Raw genomic sequence first — 21,242 nt, forward strand, 5'->3', positions numbered from 1 at the left:
CTTAGCCTGACAATCTATCCAACGCTACGGTCGAAAATGATCACTGAGTATGCATTGCACAGAAATTGAGTGGGCATCGCACGGAAAATGAGTGGTCGAGGTGCCTCGGAGTAGGTATAGGGGTTTGTCGACCCGCAGCGGGGTTTCGGAGTCGCGCGATTGGACCTAACCCACAACCCCCGGCTTCCGCCAAGCCAGCGCCAACACAAACACCACCGCGCTCAGCCCCAGCATTACCAACACCATGAGTCCCCAGTTTGCCTGGTTGACCCCAGGCCCGTACAGCACGCCGATGAGGACCGTCGCCGTGATGGCCCCGAGGTATCTGCACGTCTGGAAAATCCCGGCTGCCACTCCCCTGTCCTCGGGCCGCGCGGACACATACAAACCCTGGTTCGACGCCGTGCTGACCACGCCATACGGAACACCCATCAACGCTGTTAGCCCGAGAACCAGCGGCGGCCAGAAGGACAGCGTCAGCACCCCGAGCCCGCCGGAAGCCAGCGCCAAAAGCACGACGCCGACGATCATCACGGACCGCACGCCGAACCGCTCAATGAACCGCACCGTCACCGGCGTCATGAAAACCGACATGGCAGCAAGGGGAAGCATCAGCAGGCCGACCACGCCGGCGTCGTACTTTCCCGCCTGCTGCAGCAACTGCGGAAGGCCGAAGAAGGCAAAATAATAGACCGCGCTGAACACCGCGAAACCCAAGTACAGCAGCAGGAGCGGCCGGTTCCGGCCGAGCAGCCGCAAGTCCAGGAACGGCGGACTGAACCGGAACTCGCGCCATGCGAATAGCCCGGCCAGGACCACAGCGACGGCGATGAACCACCAGCGGTAGGCCGGCATCACGTTGAGCAGCGCCATCATCGCCAGCGTCAAGGAAGCGATGAACGCCAGGATGCCAGGAATGTCGGAATCGCGCACGAGGGCCGAGAGCTTGCCGCTTTCGCGTCCGACGTCCGGCGGTGCCACCCGCTGCACCACAATCAGGGCCAGGAGCGAGATCGGCACGTTGATCGCGAACAGCGCCTGCCAGCCGACCAGGCTCACCAAAAGGCCGCCGACGACGGGTCCCACCGCGGCGGCCGAGGTGTTCGCCATCTGGATGCGCCCCAGGGGTCGGGTGGAACTGATGTTCGCCTGCCGGCTGAGCGTCGAAACCATGACGACGGCGCACGGGTACGCCGTCGCGGTCCCCACCGCCATGAGCGCGCGGGCCACGCAGACCAGTGCGAAGTTCGGCGAGAATGGCGCCAGCGCGCAGGCAATTGCGACCACCGCCATGCCGAAGGTGAACAACCTTCGCGGACCGAATCGGTCCGCCAGCCGGCCCATGAGGGGCTGGCCAGCCGCAGAGGCGAGATAGAAGGACGTGATCACCCAGGTGACCGTGGCGACGTCGAGCGCAAAGTCCTGGCGCAGAACCACGAGCGCGACCGCGATCATCGACGAGTTCAGCGGATTCAGCGCCGTCCCGAGACTAAGTGCAGCGATCGCCAGGCCGGGGCGGGGTTTGTTGGTCACGTCCCTAAGTCTGGTCCATCGTTGCCTGAGGTCACGAAACGACGCGTCACGAACCTCGGCTGGGAGCCGTCAGCTCTGCGGTATCGACTGCACCGGCTTCCGCTTCCCGGTGGCGTCTGTAGTCAGCGTTGGGACCGGGGGCTTCGGCGGGGCCACTACCGGAGCAGGTGCCGGTGGTGGTGGCGGTGCGGGCGGAAGGCAGGAGTAGTTGTAGTCGAAGTCTGTGGTGAATTGGGTGAGTACAACCACACCGCCGGCTGTCAGGGGCGGGGCCGAGCACAGTTCCACTGCGGTCTCCGGTGACGTTGCTCCGGCAAGCCAACTCTTAAGTCCGTTCAGATTGCTGTCGGGATGAAGCCGACCGGCGATAAGTCCGAACTGGTACGAGGTGGAATAGATGCCAACCTGGGCGCCGATGCTTTGCAGAAACGCGGCCATGCCTTCAATGTCGGCGGCGTTGGCCACGGTGTCCCAAGACCATGCATTCCCGGTCTCCACGTCCAGCCACCACATGCGCTTGGCGGGATCGGGCACCCCATACCGAGTGACGGCGTCGAAGGCCATTCCGTAACCGTAGAGGTAGGCGCACGCCGCCGAAGCAGTCCCGTTGCAGCTACCATACGGGTTGGGACCGCGAAGGCCCACCTCAGCATCGGATCCGGGCCACCACCCGCCATATCCCGCGGGATTGGCGGTGTTGACGTACACCGCGGCTGCGGGTTGGCTGGTCCCGCCCGCCGAGCCGCTGGCCCAGCCCAGCTGCTCGGCGAAACAGGGATTCGCGGTGCCCGGACGGCCGCCGTTCACGCCGACGATCCCGAACGCCTGGCCGGAAGGAAGTCCGCCACCACATTGTGGCCAAGAAATGTCGCTGCCCAAGACAATGCCCGAAGCCTCCATGGGTGCGGCGTTCGCCGGGGAGGTTGGTGTGGCTGTCCAAGCAAGCAAAAGGCAAGCGACGGCCATGATTTTTGCAGTTTTCATGATGTGCGTCCTTGGCATGGTTCAGGGCCCTGCCGGGGGTTGGTACTGCCGCACATTGCATCCCAAAAGCAATGGCAGTGAGCCATCTTCGGCTCACTACGGATCCTACGGACGGGCTTCTGGGCAGCCTTGAGTGATCCCTACTGGACTTGGTTAACGAATTTGCGAGTAAGTGGCGTTGTGCACTTGGAGTACAGCTCAGATGCTGGGGTACTCAGGGCCGCGCCGGTGCCGATCGTGTCCCAACTTATGGTCGGGCCTGGAAGGAGTCGGTCTTCGCAGGATCGCGTTCGATCAAAGGATCAAGGATGTCGTCGATCTGTTTCATCAGGGCGTCCTCAAGCTTCCGGCCGGCAGCTGTGGCATTGGCCGTGATCTGTTCGGGCCGCGAGGCCCCGACAATCGCCGCCGATACGTTCGGGTTCTGAAGGACCCAGGCCAATGCCATCGTGCCCAAGCTCATTCCGGTATCAGCAGCAATCGGCTGTAGTTGCTGCACTTTGGTGAGGACCTCATCGCCCAGCCATCGGGCCACCGTGTCCTTGCCGCCCTTCTGATCGGTGGCACGGGAGCCGGTTGGGGCCTCTTTGCCTGGGAGATATTTGCCGGTGAGCACGCCTTGGGCAAGCGGGGACCAGACGATCTGGCTGATTCCCAGCTCCTCACAGGCCGGCACGATTTCCTTGTCGATAACCCTCCACAACATGTTGTACTGGGGTTGGTTGGACACGAGTTGGATGTTCAGTTCCTTGGCCAGAGCGGCCCCGGAACGGATTTCTTCAGCCGTCCATTCGGAAACGCCAATGTAGTGGGCCTTGCCGTCACGTACGACGTCGGCGAAGGCCTGCATCGTCTCCTCCAGCGGCGTCTCATAGTCGAAACGATGTGCCTGGTAGAGGTCGACGTAGTCCGTCTTAAGTCTGCGGAGGCTGGCGTTGATCGACTCCCGGATGTGCTTGCGCGAAAGGCCCCGGTCGTTACGCCCCTCTCCCGTGGGGAAATAACCTTGGTCAGAATCTCCACGCTTTCGCGCCGCACCCCATTCAGCGCGTCGCCCAAAGCACTTTCCGCGCGCGTGTCAGCGTAAGCGTCGGCGGTGTCGAAGGTGGTGATGCCGACGTCTAGAGCTGCATGGACGCATGCGGCGGCCGTATCCTGCTCTATTTGAGACCCGTGCGTCATCCAGTTACCCGTAGGCAATTTCGCTGACATACATGCCGCTTCGGCCCAGTTTCCTGTATTCCATGAATAATCTCCTGCGTCGGTTCAGCGGCGGATTGCGAAGATGCCCTTCACGCGGTCCCAAGCGTCTGCGCGGACAAATACGGGGATGCGGTTGAGCGGAGCGGGCACATCTACTGTTTGTTTTCCTGCGTAGCTGTCCCCCGTCCATGCGTCGATCCAGTCGCCGGAAGGAAGGTAGATTGTCCAGGACCTGGTCCCCTCCTGGGTTACCGGCGCAACCAGCAGGTCATCGCCGAGCGTCCATTGCAGCGGGTGGTCCCAGACCTCCTGGTCTTCGGGATAGTCGAAGTAGAGGGGCCGCATGAGTGGGGCGCCGGTGGCTATGGTCTTTCGGGCTTGCTCTGACAAATACGGGATGAGGCGTTCGCGAAGCTCCGTCAGTTCGCGGAATATCGGAATCACGGTTTCGTCGCCGCTTCTTTCCTGGATATTCCATGGCGTGCGGTCACGCGATGGCGTGCGGTGATGGTTGAATTCGGAGTGGTACTGCATGATGGGGACGAACACTGCCGCCGCCGCCGAGCGCAGATACAGTTCGGCAGTCGGCACGTCACCGGAGAACCCCGCAAAGTCCCAGCCCCAGTACACGACGCCACTCGCGGCGGCCGATAGGCCGGCAAACATTGACCAGCGGAATGCATCCCAGGTGGAGTCCTCGTCACCAGCCCAAAAGGCTCCATGGGCCTGGGAGCCAGTGAAACCGGCCCGGCTGAAAGTGACCGGCGCCTTGCCGGCAGACTCAAGCAGATCGCCATAGGCTTTGGCGTACGCAACCGGGAACAAGTTGTTCCCTTCGTCTCCCCTCATCCCATTGAGGTAGTGAAGATCCTCGCCCCAGGCGTGCTCCCCTCCGTCAGTTTTGAATCCGTCGATGCCAAGTTCGTCGACCAAATATCGCCGTTTCTCAGTCCACCAGCGTGCCGCCTCCGGATCGGTCAGGTCCGGCATAAGTCCAAGTGGGAACCACCATCCACGGTTCCGGTATGGCCGCAGACTGCCATCCGGGGCCTCCTCACGAATGAGCCTGCCTTCACGGATTGCGGCCTGGGCGTCGTTCCGTGCCTGACCGTGGGGGTGCGGTCGCATCTTGATGAGCGGGATCTGCCACAGGACCACGCGAATGTCCCGACCGTGGAGCTCGTCGACCATCGCTTTCGGATCCGGCCAGGCCCCCGCTTCGGGGAAAGTGAAGTCATTAAGCCGGAGAGGGCCGCCATCGGGACTGGGGTCATAGACGGCGTCACGGAACGCAGTGAAGGTTGCCTCGTCACTCCACGCCTCAATGACCACGGATCCCACCGGGATTCCAGTTTCACGGTGCAGATCCATCTGCCGCATGAGCGAGGGTGACAGACGCACCACAAGTGAGCGAGCGAGCGCGAAAAATGCCCCATAAGTGAGCGCGGGTCGCCCAAAGCGCTCCAAGAGGGCAGGAGGATCGGGGAGCGTCCCCGAACGCGCTCCCTAAATCGCGTCAGGAGGCGATAAGTCCGTCAGCGACGACCGCGAGCATCGATGCTGCTGCATCGGAGGGAAGTTCGCTGCTGTCCACGACTACAGCCACGCCGCCGACGAGCCGGCTGATCTGCATTGCATCGACTCCAGGGCGCAAGGCCGAGTCCAACGCTTCGATCACGCGCTGATTGGCCCCCAGATAGGTCTGGCACTTTGCTGCAAAGGGGGAACCGGGGTCGCCGAGCGCGGCGGTAATCCGTGCGGCGGCGCCCTTGTGTTCTGTCAGCATCGACGCATAGTCGGTCAGCCAACTCAACAACCGCTCCCGCGCAGGGGCGTCGAGGGTAAGTGCCTGGCTGACTGCGGCGTTGACCTTCTCTGCCCACGCCTCGAGGACCGCGTCGTACAGCGACTCTTTGGTCGGGAAGTGCCGGTAGAGCGTGCCGGGTCCAACCTCGGCCGCTTTGGCGACTTCGTCCATCGAAACAGCCTCGAAGCCTTTGACCCGGAAGAGTGCACGTGCAACCTCCACGATCCGGTCGCGGTTGCGTTGAGCGTCAGCGCGCACAGAAACACCTTTCAATACACCATTGCAAAACGGAGAGTGTCTCCGTATAGTTCTAAGCGGAGCAACTCTCCTCTTAGTGTACGTCAGCCCCTTCGGCTAGAACAGGACACCTCCCATGACACCCACAATTGCCACAGGCGCACCCGCCGGGATCACCCGGACAAGCGGAAATCCGCGCGGCCGCGCCGGCAGCATTGGCCTCTGGCTGGTCATGCTGGCCCAACTCATGCTTGTCCTTGACGCGACCGTCGTGAACGTCGCGCTCCCCCACATCGCCACCGACCTCCACTTCGACCGGGCCGAGCTCAGCTGGGTCCTGAACGGCTACGCCGTCGCCTTCGGCGGCCTCCTGCTGCTGGGTGGACGGATCGGTGACGTCCTCGGCCGTCGTCGCACCTTCCTGGTGGGCGTCGCAGCCTTCACGCTCTTCTCACTGCTTGGCGGCTTGGCCACCTCGCCCCTCCTCCTCGTCATCGCACGCGCGCTCCAGGGCCTCGGCGCGGCATTCGCCGCCCCGAGCGTGCTCGCACTGATCACCACCAGCGCAAAGGACGACGGCGCGCGGAACCGGGCGCTCGCCCTGTTCTCCGCCATTGCCTCAATGGGCGGCGCGCTCGGACTCATCCTCGGCGGACTGCTCACCGACACCACCAGCTGGCGGTGGACCCTCTTCATCAACGTGCCGATCGGCGTCGTGGTCCTCATTGCGGTGCCGCGCCTGATCGCGGAAACTCCCCGGCGGCCCGGCCGCTTCGACATCCTCGGAGCGGTGACCGCGACGGGCGGCGCCGTCGCCATCGTGTGGGGTCTTATTCAAGCGGGCGACGTCGGCTGGTCCAGTCCGCGCACGATCGGCGGCCTGCTTGTCGGGGCAGCACTGATCGCAGTTCTCGCCGTCACCGAACGGAGGGTGGCCCACCCGCTGCTCCGTCCGCAACTGCTGCGCAGCCCGAGCCGCCTGGCTGCGCTGGCCGCGATGGCGGCCACCTACGGCGGGATGTTGGCGATGTTCTTCCTGATGGTCCAGTACCTCGAAGACGATCTGCACCTCTCGCCAATGGTGACCGGCCTGGCGTTCCTGCCGATGCCGCTTAGCATCTTCGCGATGTCGCGGATCGTCCCGCGGCTACTCGAGCGTTTCGGGGCCGTCCGGCTGGTCATCTTCGGCACCGCCCTTCGCGTCGTCGCCTTCTTGCCGCTGACGCAACTGAACACGGACACCCCGTTCGCCCTCGTTTTGCTTGCACTTCTGGGCACTGGAATCTCCGCCGGCATGACGTTCATGCCGCTCACGACTCTCGCGCTACGCAACGTCGAACCCGAGCATGCAGGGTCCGCGTCGGGGCTTTTCCAGACAATGCAGCAGCTAGGCGGCGCGGTCGGGCTGGCCATCGTGGCTTCGATTTACGCAGCCTTCGCTATCCCCGGCGACTTCCTGACCGGCGGACGGGCCGGGTTCTGGTCGGCAACCATCCTCTCCGCGCTCGCGCTGGCAGCAGTCCTGGGGTTGGTCTTCAAACCCCGGAACGCGGTATGAGGTGTGCGTTTTTACAGGCCGCCTAGGCCCTTGGCATAGGCGGCCTGCCCCACGTGCTGAAGGCAATCGGCAATAGTGCTGACCAACCGCACGCCTAGGGTGACGGGCGGATCCCAGCGGGTGTCGACGATACGATCAAGGTCCTCGTCGCCGAGAGTTTTCAGGAACGCTACGGTCTGCCGGTGGACGGCGTCGTAATATTCGAACAACAGCTCCGGCGGGGCCTGAACCGCGTCGACTTTATCGCTCGAGTGGCCGTAGCCGGTGTCCCGTTCGGGCAGCGGCAGGTTGAAGCGGCCGGCAAAGTTCTGCGAAGTCCACACCTGCTCGACGCCGGCGACGGAGGCGAGCTGCAGGTCTTCCACTCGGCTGAGATGCCAGATCAACCACGCAATCGAGTTTCCGTTCCCTTCGGGCCGCCGGACCAGGGACTCGTCGTCGACCCCCTCGAGAGTGGCGGCCACGGTGTCACGGATCCGGCCAAAAGCATCCAGCAGCAGTTCGTTGGATTTCATCGCGTCCCTTCACTGAGTTCCTCGCTGGGACCTCACGAAGTCCCAGGCCTCATGTGCCAGGGCCAGCCATGACTCTTCATCGTCGGCAATGACGGTGAGCCACTCCCTCATTGCACGGCCCTTTCCGGCGTCAAACGGCGCACCAACTCCGGTTCCGATCAACGTCTCGACCCGCTGGTGCGGCAGCTTCACAACAAGCCTGTCTCCGGAAATCATCGCAAAAATCGAGCCGTGGACCTTCAGCGCGTTCGAACCGAATCCGCGCTGACCCGGTTCTCCCGGCACGCTCACGCCCGGGCTGGCCCTGAATTCATCGACCAGTACGTTGAAACGCTCCTCCGGCAGCATGGGAACATCTTCCCGCCCCGGGCGTCGAGGAACAACCGGTAACCGTCAGCGAAGTCGCCGGTCGCCGGTCGCCGGTCGCCGGTCGCCAAACATTATGCGGATCGGCAGGCATAAACTACAAGCAGAACGTCTCTTCCGACGCCGGGGAGCTCAAATGGACACCGAATTCGCTGATGTCATCGGTCATGATGTCACGACGATCATTTGCCTGTGCGGAAACACCGTCAGCAAAGAGGGATTGATTCAGGCCAACTCTCAGGGGGTCCCTGTTTACGCGGGAGCAAACACAACGGTCCCCACCGGACTAGCCGCGTGGCCCGACGATGAGGACCTCTACACCTTGTGTCCGTCATGCGGCCGCGTTTACCACGACACCGTCATTGAAGAGACAGGGACCGCGCCCGTTGCCTTCCAGATCGATGTCACCGGCCCGATCGCCGAGGCGATCCGGGTTCATTGGGAACTCAACACCTGATTTTTGAGACGTGTTTTCCTTGTTTCGCTTTTCACGGCGTCGATTGGCAGCGCAGGGGCCTTAAATGTCAGACCCCCGTGACAGGGTTTATTCATGGAAGGCATCGGTCAACTCGTGGCACGTCGGGCAGCCCCACCCGACGTCGGGATCGCGGCGTTGGGACGTCTGTCCCGCCGCCTGACGCCCGTTCCTGCCTGGCATGCCGGGCAGCAAAGCCCGGCCGCCGTGCCGTCGCGGGCCGCGCTGCCGCCGGGAACAGCCCTTGATCAGGCCCTGGCGGCGATGGATGCGCTGCGTTCAACGGCCGTCTCCGAGGCCCGCGTGTTCGGTTTCCGTGATGCCGCTGATTTCGCCGGCACGGTCGAAGAGATCTCCCGCACGGTGGAGTTTTTGCAGCTCGTCGCAGCCGGGGCCGTGGAACGGACCCGGAGCGAAGCCCATGCGGCACGGCAGTCATCGTCCGTGCCGGGGTGGCGGACCGGCTGGACGGAGTCCACGTCCGCGGAAGCCGATACTGCAACCGCCGCGGACGCGAGAACTGAAGCCGATACGGCAGTCGCCGGCCCGGAAGGCTCTGCCGCCGCATCCAGCCTCACGGCAGCAGCCGGTGTTGCGGCAGCAGCCGAAGCGGTCGACGACGGGTACCGGAACGCGGCCGAATTCCTGCACGCCAGGCTGCGGATCGGCATCGGCGAGGCGAGACGCCGGCTCACCCTGGCCGCCGGCGTGCTCCCGCAGACCGGGATCGCCGGGCAGGACGTCCCCGCCCGGCACCAGGTGCTCGCCGCGGCCCTGTCCTCGGCCAACGTGCCGTCCCGTTCGGCCACTCTGATCAGCGTGGCCCTGGACCAGGTACGGCACCTCGCCGACACGGAAACCGCCCGGCAGATGGAACACTCCCTGACCCACACCGCGGCCCGGAGCGACCCCGATTTCGTCTCCCGGATGGCCAAACGCTGGGTCGATGCCATCGACCAGGACGGAACCGAACCCGGCGAGGAAGAACTGCGCCAACGCCAGGGAGCGTTCATCCGCAAACCCCGCCACGGCCTGCACCACCTGGAAATCTTCGCCACCGCCGAACAATTCGAAACCCTCGCCACCGCCATGAACACCGCCGCCAACCCGCGCCTCCAACCCAACACCAACGCCCCCGGCACCGGCACCAGCACCGGCGCCGACCTGGACCGCCGCTCCCGGGCCCAGAAACTCCTCGACGGGCTCACCGGCGCCTGCGCCGCGGCCCTGGCCACCGGCGGGCTGCCCGCGAACGGCGGCCTCCGGCCCCAGGTGATGGTCACCATCGACTACCAAGACCTCCTCGAACGCGTCGACCGCGAACCGCCCACCGGCTCCCGCCCGGGCACGGGCGCGTCCACGTTCCAGGGCCCGATCCACCCCTCGGTCATCCGTAAGATCGCCTGCGACGCGGACATCATCCCGGTCCTGCTCGGCAGCGAGGGCCGCGTCCTGGACATCGGCCGGGCCTCCAGGATCTTCCCGCCCCACATCCGCAAAGCCATCATCGCCCGCGACCAAGGCTGCGCCTTCCCCGACTGCACCATCCCCGCACCCTGGTGCGAAGCCCACCACATCAGCTACTGGTCCGGCGGCGGCACCACCGGAACCGACAACGGCACGATCCTGTGCAGCCACCACCACCACGTCATCCACAAAGAACACTGGACCATCACCACAGACTCCGGCGTGCCATGGTTCACACCCCCGCCCCACGTCGACCCCCGCCAAACACCCAGACGCAACCACCACTTCAGACCCGCCAGGACATAAACCCACCCAGGATGAAGTCCGTCCAAACCCGTTGACATGTGACCAAATGGTCACCTATTCTGAATCCATGGACGCCGTCTTCAAGGCACTCTCCGACCCCACCCGCAGGGATCTGCTCGATGAGCTCTTCCGCGAGGACGGGCAGACGCTGAGCGCGCTTGAAGCACGGTTCGACATGACCCGTTTCGGGATCATGAAGCACCTCAAGATCCTTGAGGAAGCCGGCCTGGTTGTGACCCGCCGTCGTGGTCGCGAAAAGCTCCATTACCTGAATCCGGTACCCATCAGGCTCGTCCACGACCGCTGGGTGAGCAAATATGCAGAACCATGGGCCGCTGCGTTGAGCGACCTCAAAACCAGATTGGAAAGTCCCGTGGAAAAGATCTTCGAAATCTATATCAAGACCACGCCGGAGCGGCTTTGGGAAGCCATCACGGACAGCGACACCCGCAGCAAGTACCAGTTCGGCAACACCCACACTGCCGACTGGACACCGGGTGGGCACTACGAGATGCACAACCCCAAAGCCAACGGAATGGTCCTCGGCGAGGGCGAAAACGTGGAGGTCGATCCCCCGCGCCGGCTCGTCCAGACCATGCGCGCACTCTGGGGCGAGGACGTCAAGGCCGAAGGCACATCACGTGTCACCTGGGAGATCGAACCCGTCGGCGACTCCTGCCACCTGACCGTCACCCACAGCGATCTTCGCGAAGGTGGCAACGACCAGATCTACGGCGGTTGGCCGATGATCCTCTCCGGCCTCAAGACCTGGCTGGAGACGGGCGAGGTACTCACGACCCCGGGTTCATTGATGTATTTGTAAGGCTCGACGGCGGCGCCGTCCGCCGCTTTCAGGCCCGGGCGGCCGGAGCGAGGGCTGCGTTGAGGTACTCCAGGTGCGTCAGCGTCGGGGCGGTCGCGTTCGCAGCGTATTCCGGGTGCTTGGTGAGGAACTTCTTGATGAAAGGGCACACCGGCACGATCCCGAGTCCCTCGCTCACAGTCTCGTCCAAGGCAACTTCGGCGAGCCTGCCCGCCAGCCCTTGTCCGCCGTACTCCTCGTTGATCACGGTGTGGTAGAAAATCCGCTGCGGGGACCCGCCGTCGTCGTACGCTTTGTACGCGGCCTTCCCGATCACGTGGCCATCAGCGAGCACCTCGAAGCGCTCTCGGTCAACGTTGTGGCGGAAGGTGGCATCGGTCATCGCTAGCTCCTCGATTAGGTCCTGTTGACCTACCCTAACCTCGGAGCCGGTGCGCTTTGTTCCCAGGTTTCCTCAAAGTCCAAACTTGGAGGAAACCTGGGAACTGCGGCTCAAGCCGTGACGATGTCGCGCGTGGCGTGGTCGTACGTGAAGGTGACCTTGCCGCCGTCGTGCTGTAGCTCATGGTTGGCACCGTCGCGCGCGCCGAACGCGCCGTAGTTCTCGTCCCACGAGCGGTTGAGCGCGATCTTGTAGGTGTAGAAACCAGCAGGCAGCGTGGCGGCGAGGGTCCACACCTTACGACGGGAATTGAACTTCATCTGCACTTCGTCGTACTGCGGAGCCCAGTCCTCCGGCGCGCCGAGAATCGTGTTGAAGTCACCAGCGATCGCGACGGCGGCCGGCTGCTCGAGCTTCTCGACGGCGGCAGTCGCTTTGGGTGCGGCAGCCTTCTTAGGCGCGGCCTTGGCGGCGGCCTTCGCGGCAGGTGCCTTTTCGGCAGCGGGAGCCTTCTTTGCCGCGGGCTTCCTCGCGGCGGCCTTCTTGACGGGGGCCGTCGGAAGCGGGGTATCTTCCGGGACGGGGGTGCCCTCGGCCAGTGCCGTGACGAACTCATCCGGCTTGGCGAAGGCGACCGTGGCACGAAGCCCGTCGTCGGTGATGGTCCAGCCCGAACGGCCCTTGACCAGCCAGCCGGCCTTCACAAGCTTCGCGGTCTCGGTGGTCAGGCTCTTGTGGCCGCGTGGAATGCCTCCACTGAGCAGCTCGCTTTCGCGCTCATCCAGCGGGACACGGACAATCGCCTCTGCCAGGATCTCGCCGGCATTCAACGACTTCTCGGACCACGTTCCCTCAGCCAAGACGTCCAGGACGGTCTTGAGGCGGGCACTGCTTTTTTCGACGGTGGACTTGGCCACTGGGTCTCCTTCAACGGCGAACATTCCTTCAGCAGTCTGCCAATGTTCTGTAAATTCTGGCGACTGTTCTTGGTAAACACCGTGTGTCGTGACCCACTATTACGCCCAAACGGTTGGCAAGTGATGGAGGGGTCTCGGATACCGGTCAGTAGCTCGCGGTTGGGGTACTCTCAGGAGCCCTAAATCAAGATGTGCCGTTGATGACGGTGCGGCTGGAGCTCCGCCCGTTGGGAAGGTTCAGGAAGCCGGTGACGGTCCGGGGGCGGGAACGCTAAGATTCGCCTACTACTCCAGATGCCTCAATGAGTCAGAAGGTGGGATCAATGCAACTTGACGAGGTCATTGACCAGTTTCATCAGGCGCTAAATCAGTTTGCTAAAGGCGACCCGGAACCCGCCAAGGCCATTTTCTCCCACGGTGGAGATGTCTCCCTTGCGAATCCCTGGGGCCCTCCGGCCGTAGGCTGGGAGCGGGTATCAGCAGCCCTCGATTCAGCCGCGGCACGGTTCAAAGATGGACAGGTCACCGGTGTTGACACGCTCACAACGCACGTCACTCCAGATCTTGCCAGCTTTCTGGACATAGAACACTGGCAGGCAAAGGTCGGAGGGGGAGACGAAACATCGCCCTTTGATCTGCGGGTAACGAGCATTTACCGCCCCGAAGGCGACACTTGGGCACTCGTGCATCGCCATGCAGACCCGATCACCACACCGCAGCCGCCGGACGCCGTGCTGCCAAAGTAGCACTTGGTGGGATTCACGGGCGCCCGTTCCACGCTGCGCCTAGGACTCACGAGGTGCCCAGGAATGACTAATTGACTGCGGCCTTCTCCCATTCCGAAACCTCGGCCAACAGCTCAGCCTTCCGGGCCTCCTCCGCGAACGATGAACGCACCGAGTTCGCGGCCAGGCGTGCCCGGTCCCCGACAGACAACCCGTGCACAGCGACGAGCTGCCCGAAGTTGTCGTCCACGTAGCCGCCAAAGTACGCGGGGTCGTCCGAGTTCACGCTGACATTCAGACCCGCGGCCAACATTGCGGGCAAAGGGTGATCGGCAAGGGTATCCACGGCACGAAGCCGGACATTGGACAGCGGACACACGGTCAGCGGAACCTGTTCGGCCACTAGCCGCTCCACAAGTGCCGTATCTTCCATGCAGCGGATGCCGTGGTCGATCCTCTCCGCGCCGAGCAGGTCAAGGGCCTCGTAAATATACGAAGCTGGGCCTTCCTCGCCCGCGTGCGCGATCCGTCGCAGTCCGGCCTCCGCAGCGCGGCGGTACAGTCGTTCGAACTTCGACGGCGGATTGCCCACCTCGGCCGAATCCAGGCCGATCCCAGCAATCGGCGCCTTCATGGCGAGAAGCTGTTCCAGAACCTCCAGTGCAGATTCCTCGGACAGGTCCCTCAGGAACGCGGCAATCAGGAGCGTCGAGACGCCGAACTCCGCCACCGACGTCGCGAGTGCGGACGCCACACCGTTCACGCACGTCTCCAACGCCACCCCGCGCGAGATGTGCGCCTGCGGATCCATCATGATCTCCACGTGCCGCACGCCACCGGCTGCGGCGCGTGCCAAATAAGCCCTGGTCATGTCCGCAAAATCCTGCTCGGTGCGCAAGACGGCCATGTTGGCGTAGTAGAGATCCAGGAACGACTGCAGGTCCGTGAACTCGTACCGCGCGCGCAGCTCGTCCAAATCCGCGTACGGAAGCTCAATCCCGTTCCGTTCCGCGAGCGCGAAAATCAGCTCGGGCTGAAGCGTCCCCTCGATGTGCAGGTGCAGTTCGGCAACCGGGGGTGCCGCCGTCGTCGTTGATTCGTCAAAAGTTTCCACCCGACAAGAGTAGGACGAATACCCAACGATCCCCGTCTGAAAGCTCCGCAAGGCGGGAGTTCAGGGCCCCGGTAGCACGAGCGAGGGGAAGACCACACCGCCTCAACTTGGATCTACGCCGTTCGGCCCCCAAACTGAAAGGATGCAGACCTTCCTCCCGTTCCCCGATTTCAAGCAAAGTGCTGCCGTCTTGGACACCGCAAGGCTTGGCAAGCAGCGTGTCGAAGCACTGCAGATCCTTCGCGCACTCGTGATCCCCGAGTTCGGCCGGCCCTCCCACCCCGCTATCCGCATGTGGATGGGCTATGTTCCCGCACTCACTCTCTACGGCCTGGCCATGGTGGACGAATGGGTCGCCCGCGGCAATCCGGACAACACCCGCGCCAGCATCACCGAGTTCGCACCCCAGGCAGCCCACCCGGACTATGCCTCCAAGATTCCGATGCCGCCGTGGCTGGGCGACGCCGATTTCCACCTGAGCCACCGCTCCAAGCTGCTCCAGAAAGAGCCCCGCTTCTACGCAGAGCTCTTCCCGGACACTCCGAAGGACCTCGAGTACCTTTGGCCCGAGCCTCGGCACGAATTCATTCCCGAAGACCCCTTCGACGACTTCATCTGGGTGCTTCGCGCCCCGGTGAGCGACGTTGAACCCGAAAAGATCGACAAAGTAGGGATGCCGGCTGCGGGCAAGGCCAAGGCCGCCAACAGCGACGGCGACGGCTACCAGTTCGTCTACGAGTCGGAGAAATCCCGCCGGCCGGGCAAGACTGCCCGCAAGGCCCCGAAGCAGCTGGTGAAGAAGCCCACCCGCAACCGCCAGCGCCAAGACGAGGCCTTCCGGACGCTCCCCGGCAACACGCCTGTCCTCGTCCCCGTCGAGGGCGGCGCCAAGTTTGCCCTGGGCAAGATCCTCGGCCGGCCGATCACCCTGGAAGACGGCCGTTTCGGTCGCAACTTCGAGGTCACCAAGATCATCGACCGCACGGACTTCGACTACCCGGCCTTGTTGCAGGATCCGCGGGCGTTCTTCCCGATCCCGGCACCGTAGCGGATCGAGTTAGACGCGAACGACGGCGGCGCTCCGGTTCCTGACGAAAGGAACCCGGGTGCCGCCGCCGTTTAAGGGCTGCTGCCCCTGGAGCATAGGCCGGAATGGGTGCCCGCCGCCAGGGGTGGGTCGGAGCATTCTCCCCATCTTTGAGGCTGCGAAGCCCCAAAAGGAGGCGACTTCTTCCCCGAAGCGCTTTGCTCGAAATCGCGGGTGTGGGACCTTCGCCGCGTTCCAGAACGCAGCTGTCGGCCCGCACCCACGAGTGGCTAACAGGTATCGGCAAAAGAGCGCGGCTACTTCCCCAGCCCGGCGCGGCGCAGCGCTTCCGCCATGGCCGTGTTGACCGGCGCCTGGGGAGCCGCCTTCGCGGGTACCGCCTTGCGACCGGCCTGTCCAGCCTGCGGGGCCGGGCGCATCTGGCCACGATCGCCTCGCTCGCCCCGGCTGTGCCGCTCGCCGCGCTCAGGCTCGCTGCCGCGCGAGCCGCGGTCACGCCCGCCGCCCCGCGAACCGGACCCGCCCGCGCTGCCGGGTTCGTCGTCGAGCCTCAAGGTCAGGGAAATCCGCTTCCGCTCCGGATCCGCCTCCAGGACCTTCACGCGCACGACCTGTCCGGATTTCACGATCTCGCGGGGATCGGACACGAACTTGTTGGCAAGCGCGGAGACGTGGACCAAGCCGTCCTGGTGCACTCCGACATCAACGAAAGCCCCGAACGCCGCCACGTTGGTGACAGTGCCTTCCAGGATCATGCCGGGCTTGAGGTCGGAGATCTTCTCGATGCCTTCGGAGAACGTCGCTGCGGCGAATGCCGGACGGGGGTCGCGGCCTGGCTTCTCAAGCTCGGACATGATGTCACGCACGGTGGGCAGGCCGAACGTCCCGTCGACGAACGCCTGTGGGTCGAGGGAAGACACGGCAGCTCCACGGGCAGCAGCGACGATCTTTCGAGCCACCGAGTACGCTTCCGGGTGGACGCTGGACGCGTCGAGTGGTTCCGCTCCCCCGGTGATCCGCAGGAAGCCCGCGCACTGCTCAAACGCCTTGGCACCCAGCCGCGGAACCTTCTTGAGGTCGGCTCGCTTGGCGAACGGGCCGTTCTCATTGCGGTACGCCACAATGTTCTCGCTCAGGAGCGGCCCGACGCCGGCCACCCGCGCCAGGAGCGCGGGCGACGCCGTGTTCACGTCCACGCCCACCGCATTCACACAGTCCTCGACGACGGCGTCCAGCGAACGGTCGAGCTTCGCCGCCGTGACATCGTGCTGGTACTGCCCCACACCGATCGACTTCGGTTCGATCTTCACCAATTCGGCCAGCGGGTCCTGCAAACGTCGGGCGATGGAAACAGCTCCGCGCAAGGACACGTCCATGCCCGGCAGTTCCGCGGCCGCGAGCGCAGACGCCGAGTACACGGAAGCGCCGGCCTCGGACACTACGAGTTTCTGCAACGTGGGACCGCCGGACGCTGCCAGGGACTTGATGAGCTGAACGGCAAGCTTGTCCGTCTCGCGCGACGCCGTGCCGTTGCCGATCGCCACGAGCTCGACGCCGTGCTGCCGCGCCAAACGCTCCAGCGTCACCAAGGCCTCGTCCCACTTCTTTGCCGGGGCGTGGGGATAGACGGTGTCGGTGGCTACGACTTTGCCGGTGCCATCGACCACGGCCACTTTCACGCCCGTCCGCAGTCCCGGGTCCAGGCCCAGGGTGGCACGGTTTCCGGCCGGGGCGGCGAGGAGCACGTCGCGGAGGTTGGCGGCGAAGACCCGGACGGCTTCGTCCTCGGCCTGCGCGAACATGCGGCCGCGCAGATCATTGCTCAGCCGGTCCAGGATGCGCGAGCGCCAGGCGATCTGTGCGGTCTGCACAAGCCACGAATCGGCGGGCCGGCCACGCTCGGCGACCCCGAGGCACTTGGCCACGGCGTTCTCGTACCGGCCGCGTGCGGCGGCCAGGGCGTCGTCGTCGGCTGGTTCCGCCTCGGCGAGATCAAGCTCAAGGACGCCGTCGTTCTCGCCGCGCAAGAGCGCGAGCACGCGGTGGCCGGGCATGCCGGAAGGCACTTGGGAGAACTCGAAGTAGTCCTTGAACTTCTGCCCCTCGGTTTCCTGGCCCTTTTTCACTCGCGAAACCATCCGACCCTGCGTCCACAACCGCTCCCGCAGCGTCTCGGCGAGATCGGGGTCCTGCGATACCCGTTCCACGAGGATCGAGCGGGCGCCGGCGAGCGCCGCGGAGGCATCATCAATGGAGTGCTCGGCGTTCAGGTATTTGGCGGCCTCACCCTCAGGATCGAGCTGGGGGTTCGCGAGCAGCGCGTCGGCGAGCGGTTCGAGGCCGGCTTCGCGGGCGATCTGCGCTTTGGTGCGGCGCTTGGACTTGAAGGGCAGGTAGATGTCTTCCAGCCGGGACTTGGTATCGGCCCCGACGACGGCGGCCTCCAGTTCCGGAGTCAGCTTTCCTTGAGCGGCAATCGCCTCAAGGACCGTTCGACGGCGGTCCTCCAAGTCCCGCAGGTACCGGAGCCGTTCCTCGAGCTCGCGCAACTGGGTGTCATCGAGCGTCCCGGTGACTTCCTTGCGGTACCGGGCGATAAACGGGACGGTGGATCCGGCGTCAAGCAAGTCAACCGCGGCCTTGACCTGCCAGGACTTCACACCAAGTTCTTCGGCGATCAGGGCGTAGATGGCGGCGTCTGCTGACTGGTGCTGGGGAAGATGAGTCACCCTGACATTTTGCCCTACCTAAAGACGGCGCGGAGTGCTGTAGTGGAAAGAGCCGCCGTTGATCCGGTCAGGAATGCTACTCAAGGAAGAGGCGCATCATGCAAGAACTGCTCATCATCCTGCAGGACGGCTTTGACGCAGATGACGTAGAAGTCACCGTCAACCACAAAGAGGCCCATCACGAGCGCGACGTATCGACCAGGGAGATGCTGGGAATGGCGGCGGAGATCTCGGTGGAGTTGCCCGCGAAGGGATCCACCGTGGGCGTCGAGGTCACCAGCCGTCAGTTGAGCGCAAGCAAGAAACTGCATGGAAAAGCAAAGAGCCTGTTGGTTTCCATCGAGGACGGGGAACTGGTGATGCGGGAAGGCACCGGGCGGGAAGCGTTTCTCTAGCTTCTTGACCCCGATACGGAAGCGCCACGGCCGGAGGGCCGTGGCGCTTGATGGATGCGAAAGTTGCGGTTAGCCCAGTTGCGCCATGGGGGTCTTGGCGGAGATGTGCTCCACCAATTCGCCTACGCGCTCCTCGGTGTAGTTGCGGGCGATGTCGCCCTGGCTGATGATGCCCACCAACTTGTGGTCGGTGATGACCGGAAGGCGCCGGATCTGGTGCTTTTCCATCAGGTCGATGGCGGCGTCGATGCTGGCATCGGCATCGATCCAGATCGGCGTGCCCTGGGCGAGATCCGCCGCGGTCAGCCGGTCAGCATCCAATCCCTCAGCAACGCATTTGACCACGATGTCGCGGTCAGTGATGAATCCTTTGAGTTTTCCATCGCTGCCGCAGATCGGCAGGGACCCGACGTCCAGATCGCGCATCAGGACAGCCGCGTCACGCAGCGACTGGTCTTCCTTGACGCACTGGGCGTTGGTGGTCATGAATTCGCGCACAACACTCATGAGTCCTCCTTGATCGATTGGGTATCGACGCGGACCCCCGGCACCGACGCCGATGCTGTCAGCCTACGCTTGGGGTTTGGCTGTGGCCAGATGCTGTGTGCTCCGCCCGCTTACTCCGTTGCCTCCCGCCGGACTTACTCGGCGATGTCCTCGGCCCACAGTTCCGGATTCTCTGCCTGGAAGGTGCGCATCATGTCCACGCACCGCTGGTCATCGAGGACCACAACCTCTACGCCCCGGGACCGCAACAGCTCGAATTCGCCCCCGAACGTGCGGGCCTCCCCCACCACCACGCGCGGGATCTTGAACTGGATGATGGTGCCCGTGCACATGGCGCACGGCGCGAGGGTCGTGTAAAGGGTGGTGTCCCGGTAGCTCTTCTGCCGGCCGGCGGCGCGGAGAGCCGACATTTCCCCGTGCGCGATGGGATCGCCGTTTTGGACGCGCTCGTTGTGCCCGCTCGCGATCACCACGCCACCACGGGCGAGCGCCGCGCCGATGGGAATGCCGCCTTCGTGAAGGCTCTTTTGGGCTGCCCCGTACGCGGCTTCGAAGGCGGCGTCTTGGGAGGTTGGGGCGTCAGACTGGGTCATTCGGAGCCTGCTTTCCGGGAGATGGGGATCTTCCGCTACTTGTTCTATAACTTATATAATAAAGACGGAGGTGTGAGTGATGATCCTCAACGTAGACCTGGCCAGCGACATACCGATCTACCAGCAGCTGCGGGACCAGATCGTGGAGGCGATCGCCGACGGCGTGCTGGCCGAGGGCAGCTCGTTGCCGGCCACAAGGACCCTCGCCGCGGACTTCGGGATCAATTTCCACACCGTGAACAAAGCCTATGACCTGTTGCGCCAGCAGGGCCTGATCCAGCTCAACCGCAAGACCGGCGCGGTGGTGACCCCGACAGTCGCGGACCCGCCGTTCGGCGCGGACTGGACCGCTAGGGCACGGACCCTGCTGGCCGAGGCCGTCGCCAGGGGGCTATCGGCCGACGAAGTTCTCATGAACTGCCGGACGATACTCGATTCATTTGGAAGCACGCAGCCAGAGGAAACACCATGACCGTTGCCATTGTCCTGAGCTCCGCGTTGGCGGCACTGGTGCTCGCCATCGCGCTGGTCCTGCCCTCGATCAACAGCCCGACCGTGCCTTTCGGGGTCCGGGTACCGGCCCAGCGTGCCGAGGACCCGGCTGTGGTCAGGCAGACCCGCATCTACCGATGGAGGATTCTCCTCAGCGGGATCGTCGCCACCGGGGTCTGCCTTGCGATTTACGGAATGACGGGCGAAACGTTGCTGTTGCCGCTGTCGGTGCTGGTGCTCGTCGGCTTCTGGTACGGCTGCTTCTTCCTGGCCAACCACGAGATCCGGACCGCCAAGGCCGCCGGAGGTTGGTACGAGGGCGGGCGCCAAGTCATCGCGGTGGATACCGAACTGCGGACCGATCCCCCGCGGTTTCCCTGGCTCTGGCTGGCGCCGGCGTTGATCATCACTATCGCCACTGCGGTGATCGGCGTGATCAGCTACCCGTCGATGCCCGACGTGCTCGCGGTGCACTACGCTGCGAAGGGCATACCCAACCGATTGGCGGCCAAATCGATCGGCACCGCCTTTTCACTGGTATTCGTGCAGATCGGAGTGTCCGCCCTGCTCGTGGGTATCGCGGCGGCGATCCTCTTCCGCAGCCGGCCCGACATCGACCCGGCGCACCCGGCAGGCTCCGCGCACTGGCACCGCCGGTACATGCTACTGGGTGCCAAGGCACTCCTTGGATTGCTCGCCATGATCGACCTGGCGATGCTGGGATCATCGTTGCTGATGTGGACCGGCACGGTCACGCCATGGGCGCCACTGGTGGTCGTGCTCCCGATCCTGGCCGCCGTCGCGGTGGCCGTCGTTGTCTTCGCCCGGAACAACCGCGAGCGGGACGAGGGCGAGGCGGACACCGGCCTAACCCACCGGGAAGACGACAAATACTGGCGGAGCGGTTTGTTCTACGTCAACCGCGAAGACCACGCGCTGATGGTTCCGCGGCGCTTCGGCCTGGGATGGACCCTCAACTTCGGCAATCCCAGGGCAGCCATGCTCCTGGCCGGCGTAGTCGCACTGATCGGCCTGGTGATCACCCTCCGTTTCGCCGGCTGACCCT

The 21,242-nt window shown here is 64.2% G+C and carries 21 protein-coding genes and 1 pseudogene; 9 read left to right on the forward strand and 13 right to left on the reverse strand.

The genetic code is table 11. The annotated features are described in order from the left end of the window. Positions 1 to 165 precede the first annotated feature (165 nt). The 5 genes and pseudogenes from QRN59_RS04205 to QRN59_RS04225 form a co-directional block, all read right to left on the reverse strand. Entirely contained in the window at positions 166 to 1,533 is a 1,368-nt protein-coding gene (locus QRN59_RS04205; RefSeq protein WP_284981254.1) for an MFS transporter, read from the reverse strand. Between the two features lie 69 nt (positions 1,534 to 1,602). Then, entirely contained in the window at positions 1,603 to 2,517 is a 915-nt protein-coding gene (locus tag QRN59_RS04210) for a glycoside hydrolase family 25 domain-containing protein (RefSeq protein ID WP_284981255.1), read from the reverse strand. 247 nt (positions 2,518 to 2,764) lie between these two features. Further along, positions 2,765 to 3,763: pseudogene (locus tag QRN59_RS04215) on the reverse strand (aldo/keto reductase family protein). Positions 3,764 to 3,783: 20 nt separating this feature from the next. After that, the gene (locus QRN59_RS04220) at positions 3,784 to 5,100 is read right to left on the reverse strand and encodes a TIM-barrel domain-containing protein (RefSeq protein ID WP_284981256.1); all 1,317 of its coding nucleotides are present in this window, start codon (positions 5,098 to 5,100) and stop codon (positions 3,784 to 3,786) included. Positions 5,101 to 5,236: 136 nt separating this feature from the next. Further along, positions 5,237 to 5,785: a TetR/AcrR family transcriptional regulator gene (locus tag QRN59_RS04225; RefSeq protein WP_284981257.1), complete on the reverse strand. Its 549-nt coding sequence runs from the start codon at positions 5,783 to 5,785 to the stop codon at positions 5,237 to 5,239. A gap of 115 nt (positions 5,786 to 5,900) precedes the next feature. Between QRN59_RS04225 and QRN59_RS04230 the strand changes: the two genes are divergently transcribed. Next, complete coding sequence (locus QRN59_RS04230) at positions 5,901 to 7,322, forward strand: MFS transporter (RefSeq protein ID WP_284981258.1); 1,422 nt, start codon at positions 5,901 to 5,903, stop codon at positions 7,320 to 7,322. 11 nt (positions 7,323 to 7,333) lie between these two features. Here the strand turns inward: QRN59_RS04230 and QRN59_RS04235 are convergent, their stop codons facing one another. Next, a complete protein-coding gene (locus QRN59_RS04235; RefSeq protein WP_284981259.1) occupies positions 7,334 to 7,837 on the reverse strand; it encodes a mycothiol transferase in 504 nt (167 codons plus the stop codon). Positions 7,838 to 7,846: 9 nt separating this feature from the next. After that, positions 7,847 to 8,185: a hypothetical protein gene (locus tag QRN59_RS04240; RefSeq protein WP_284981260.1), complete on the reverse strand. Its 339-nt coding sequence runs from the start codon at positions 8,183 to 8,185 to the stop codon at positions 7,847 to 7,849. A gap of 154 nt (positions 8,186 to 8,339) precedes the next feature. Here QRN59_RS04240 and QRN59_RS04245 point away from each other — a divergent pair, with 154 nt between their 5' ends. The 3 genes from QRN59_RS04245 (at position 8,340) to QRN59_RS04255 (ending at position 11,274) form a co-directional block, all read left to right on the forward strand. Further along, positions 8,340 to 8,660 (forward strand): hypothetical protein, encoded by a 321-nt coding sequence (locus tag QRN59_RS04245; RefSeq protein WP_284981261.1) that lies wholly within the window; start codon positions 8,340 to 8,342, stop codon positions 8,658 to 8,660. Positions 8,661 to 8,753: 93 nt separating this feature from the next. Beyond that, positions 8,754 to 10,451, forward strand: a complete 1,698-nt coding sequence (locus QRN59_RS04250) for a DUF222 domain-containing protein (RefSeq protein WP_284981262.1) — start codon at positions 8,754 to 8,756, stop codon at positions 10,449 to 10,451. Positions 10,452 to 10,518: 67 nt separating this feature from the next. Then, on the forward strand, positions 10,519 to 11,274 hold the full coding sequence (locus QRN59_RS04255) for an ArsR/SmtB family transcription factor (protein ID WP_284981318.1): 756 nt from the start codon (positions 10,519 to 10,521) through the stop codon (positions 11,272 to 11,274). Between the two features lie 28 nt (positions 11,275 to 11,302). On the opposite strand, the gene QRN59_RS04260 is transcribed toward QRN59_RS04255, so the two are convergent. After that, positions 11,303 to 11,656 (reverse strand): GNAT family N-acetyltransferase, encoded by a 354-nt coding sequence (locus QRN59_RS04260; protein WP_284981263.1) that lies wholly within the window; start codon positions 11,654 to 11,656, stop codon positions 11,303 to 11,305. A gap of 110 nt (positions 11,657 to 11,766) precedes the next feature. Further along, positions 11,767 to 12,573: a pullulanase X25 domain-containing protein gene (locus tag QRN59_RS04265; protein WP_284981264.1), complete on the reverse strand. Its 807-nt coding sequence runs from the start codon at positions 12,571 to 12,573 to the stop codon at positions 11,767 to 11,769. Positions 12,574 to 12,896: 323 nt separating this feature from the next. On the opposite strand from QRN59_RS04265, the gene QRN59_RS04270 reads away from it, so the two are divergent. Then, positions 12,897 to 13,319, forward strand: coding sequence for a YybH family protein (locus QRN59_RS04270; protein ID WP_284981265.1), 423 nt, complete (start codon positions 12,897 to 12,899; stop codon positions 13,317 to 13,319). A 67-nt stretch (positions 13,320 to 13,386) separates the two neighbouring features. Here the strand turns inward: QRN59_RS04270 and QRN59_RS04275 are convergent, their stop codons facing one another. Beyond that, positions 13,387 to 14,412: an adenosine deaminase gene (locus tag QRN59_RS04275; RefSeq protein WP_284981266.1), complete on the reverse strand. Its 1,026-nt coding sequence runs from the start codon at positions 14,410 to 14,412 to the stop codon at positions 13,387 to 13,389. A gap of 142 nt (positions 14,413 to 14,554) precedes the next feature. Here QRN59_RS04275 and QRN59_RS04280 point away from each other — a divergent pair, with 142 nt between their 5' ends. Beyond that, positions 14,555 to 15,460: an MSMEG_6728 family protein gene (locus QRN59_RS04280; RefSeq protein WP_284981267.1), complete on the forward strand. Its 906-nt coding sequence runs from the start codon at positions 14,555 to 14,557 to the stop codon at positions 15,458 to 15,460. Between the two features lie 296 nt (positions 15,461 to 15,756). Here QRN59_RS04280 and QRN59_RS04285 read toward each other — a convergent pair whose 3' ends face one another. Beyond that, entirely contained in the window at positions 15,757 to 18,189 is a 2,433-nt protein-coding gene (locus QRN59_RS04285; RefSeq protein ID WP_284981268.1) for a Tex family protein, read from the reverse strand. Between the two features lie 98 nt (positions 18,190 to 18,287). On the opposite strand from QRN59_RS04285, the gene QRN59_RS04290 reads away from it, so the two are divergent. Beyond that, entirely contained in the window at positions 18,288 to 18,584 is a 297-nt protein-coding gene (locus tag QRN59_RS04290; protein WP_269998052.1) for a hypothetical protein, read from the forward strand. A 69-nt stretch (positions 18,585 to 18,653) separates the two neighbouring features. On the opposite strand, the gene QRN59_RS04295 is transcribed toward QRN59_RS04290, so the two are convergent. Together QRN59_RS04295 and QRN59_RS04300 are read right to left on the reverse strand one after the other, a co-directional pair. Continuing rightward, a complete protein-coding gene (locus QRN59_RS04295) occupies positions 18,654 to 19,091 on the reverse strand; it encodes a CBS domain-containing protein (protein WP_284981269.1) in 438 nt (145 codons plus the stop codon). 134 nt (positions 19,092 to 19,225) lie between these two features. After that, complete coding sequence (locus tag QRN59_RS04300; protein ID WP_284981270.1) at positions 19,226 to 19,684, reverse strand: nucleoside deaminase; 459 nt, start codon at positions 19,682 to 19,684, stop codon at positions 19,226 to 19,228. Positions 19,685 to 19,763: 79 nt separating this feature from the next. Here QRN59_RS04300 and QRN59_RS04305 point away from each other — a divergent pair, with 79 nt between their 5' ends. Beyond that, on the forward strand, positions 19,764 to 20,156 hold the full coding sequence (locus QRN59_RS04305) for a GntR family transcriptional regulator (RefSeq protein WP_284981271.1): 393 nt from the start codon (positions 19,764 to 19,766) through the stop codon (positions 20,154 to 20,156). Then, complete coding sequence (locus tag QRN59_RS04310) at positions 20,153 to 21,238, forward strand: DUF1648 domain-containing protein (protein WP_284981272.1); 1,086 nt, start codon at positions 20,153 to 20,155, stop codon at positions 21,236 to 21,238. The genes QRN59_RS04305 and QRN59_RS04310 overlap by 4 nt, the downstream gene beginning before the upstream one ends. Positions 21,239 to 21,242: the final 4 nt, after the last annotated feature.

This window comes from Arthrobacter sp. efr-133-TYG-118 (assembly GCF_030209755.1).
Taxonomy (GTDB): Bacteria; Actinomycetota; Actinomycetes; order Actinomycetales; family Micrococcaceae; genus Arthrobacter.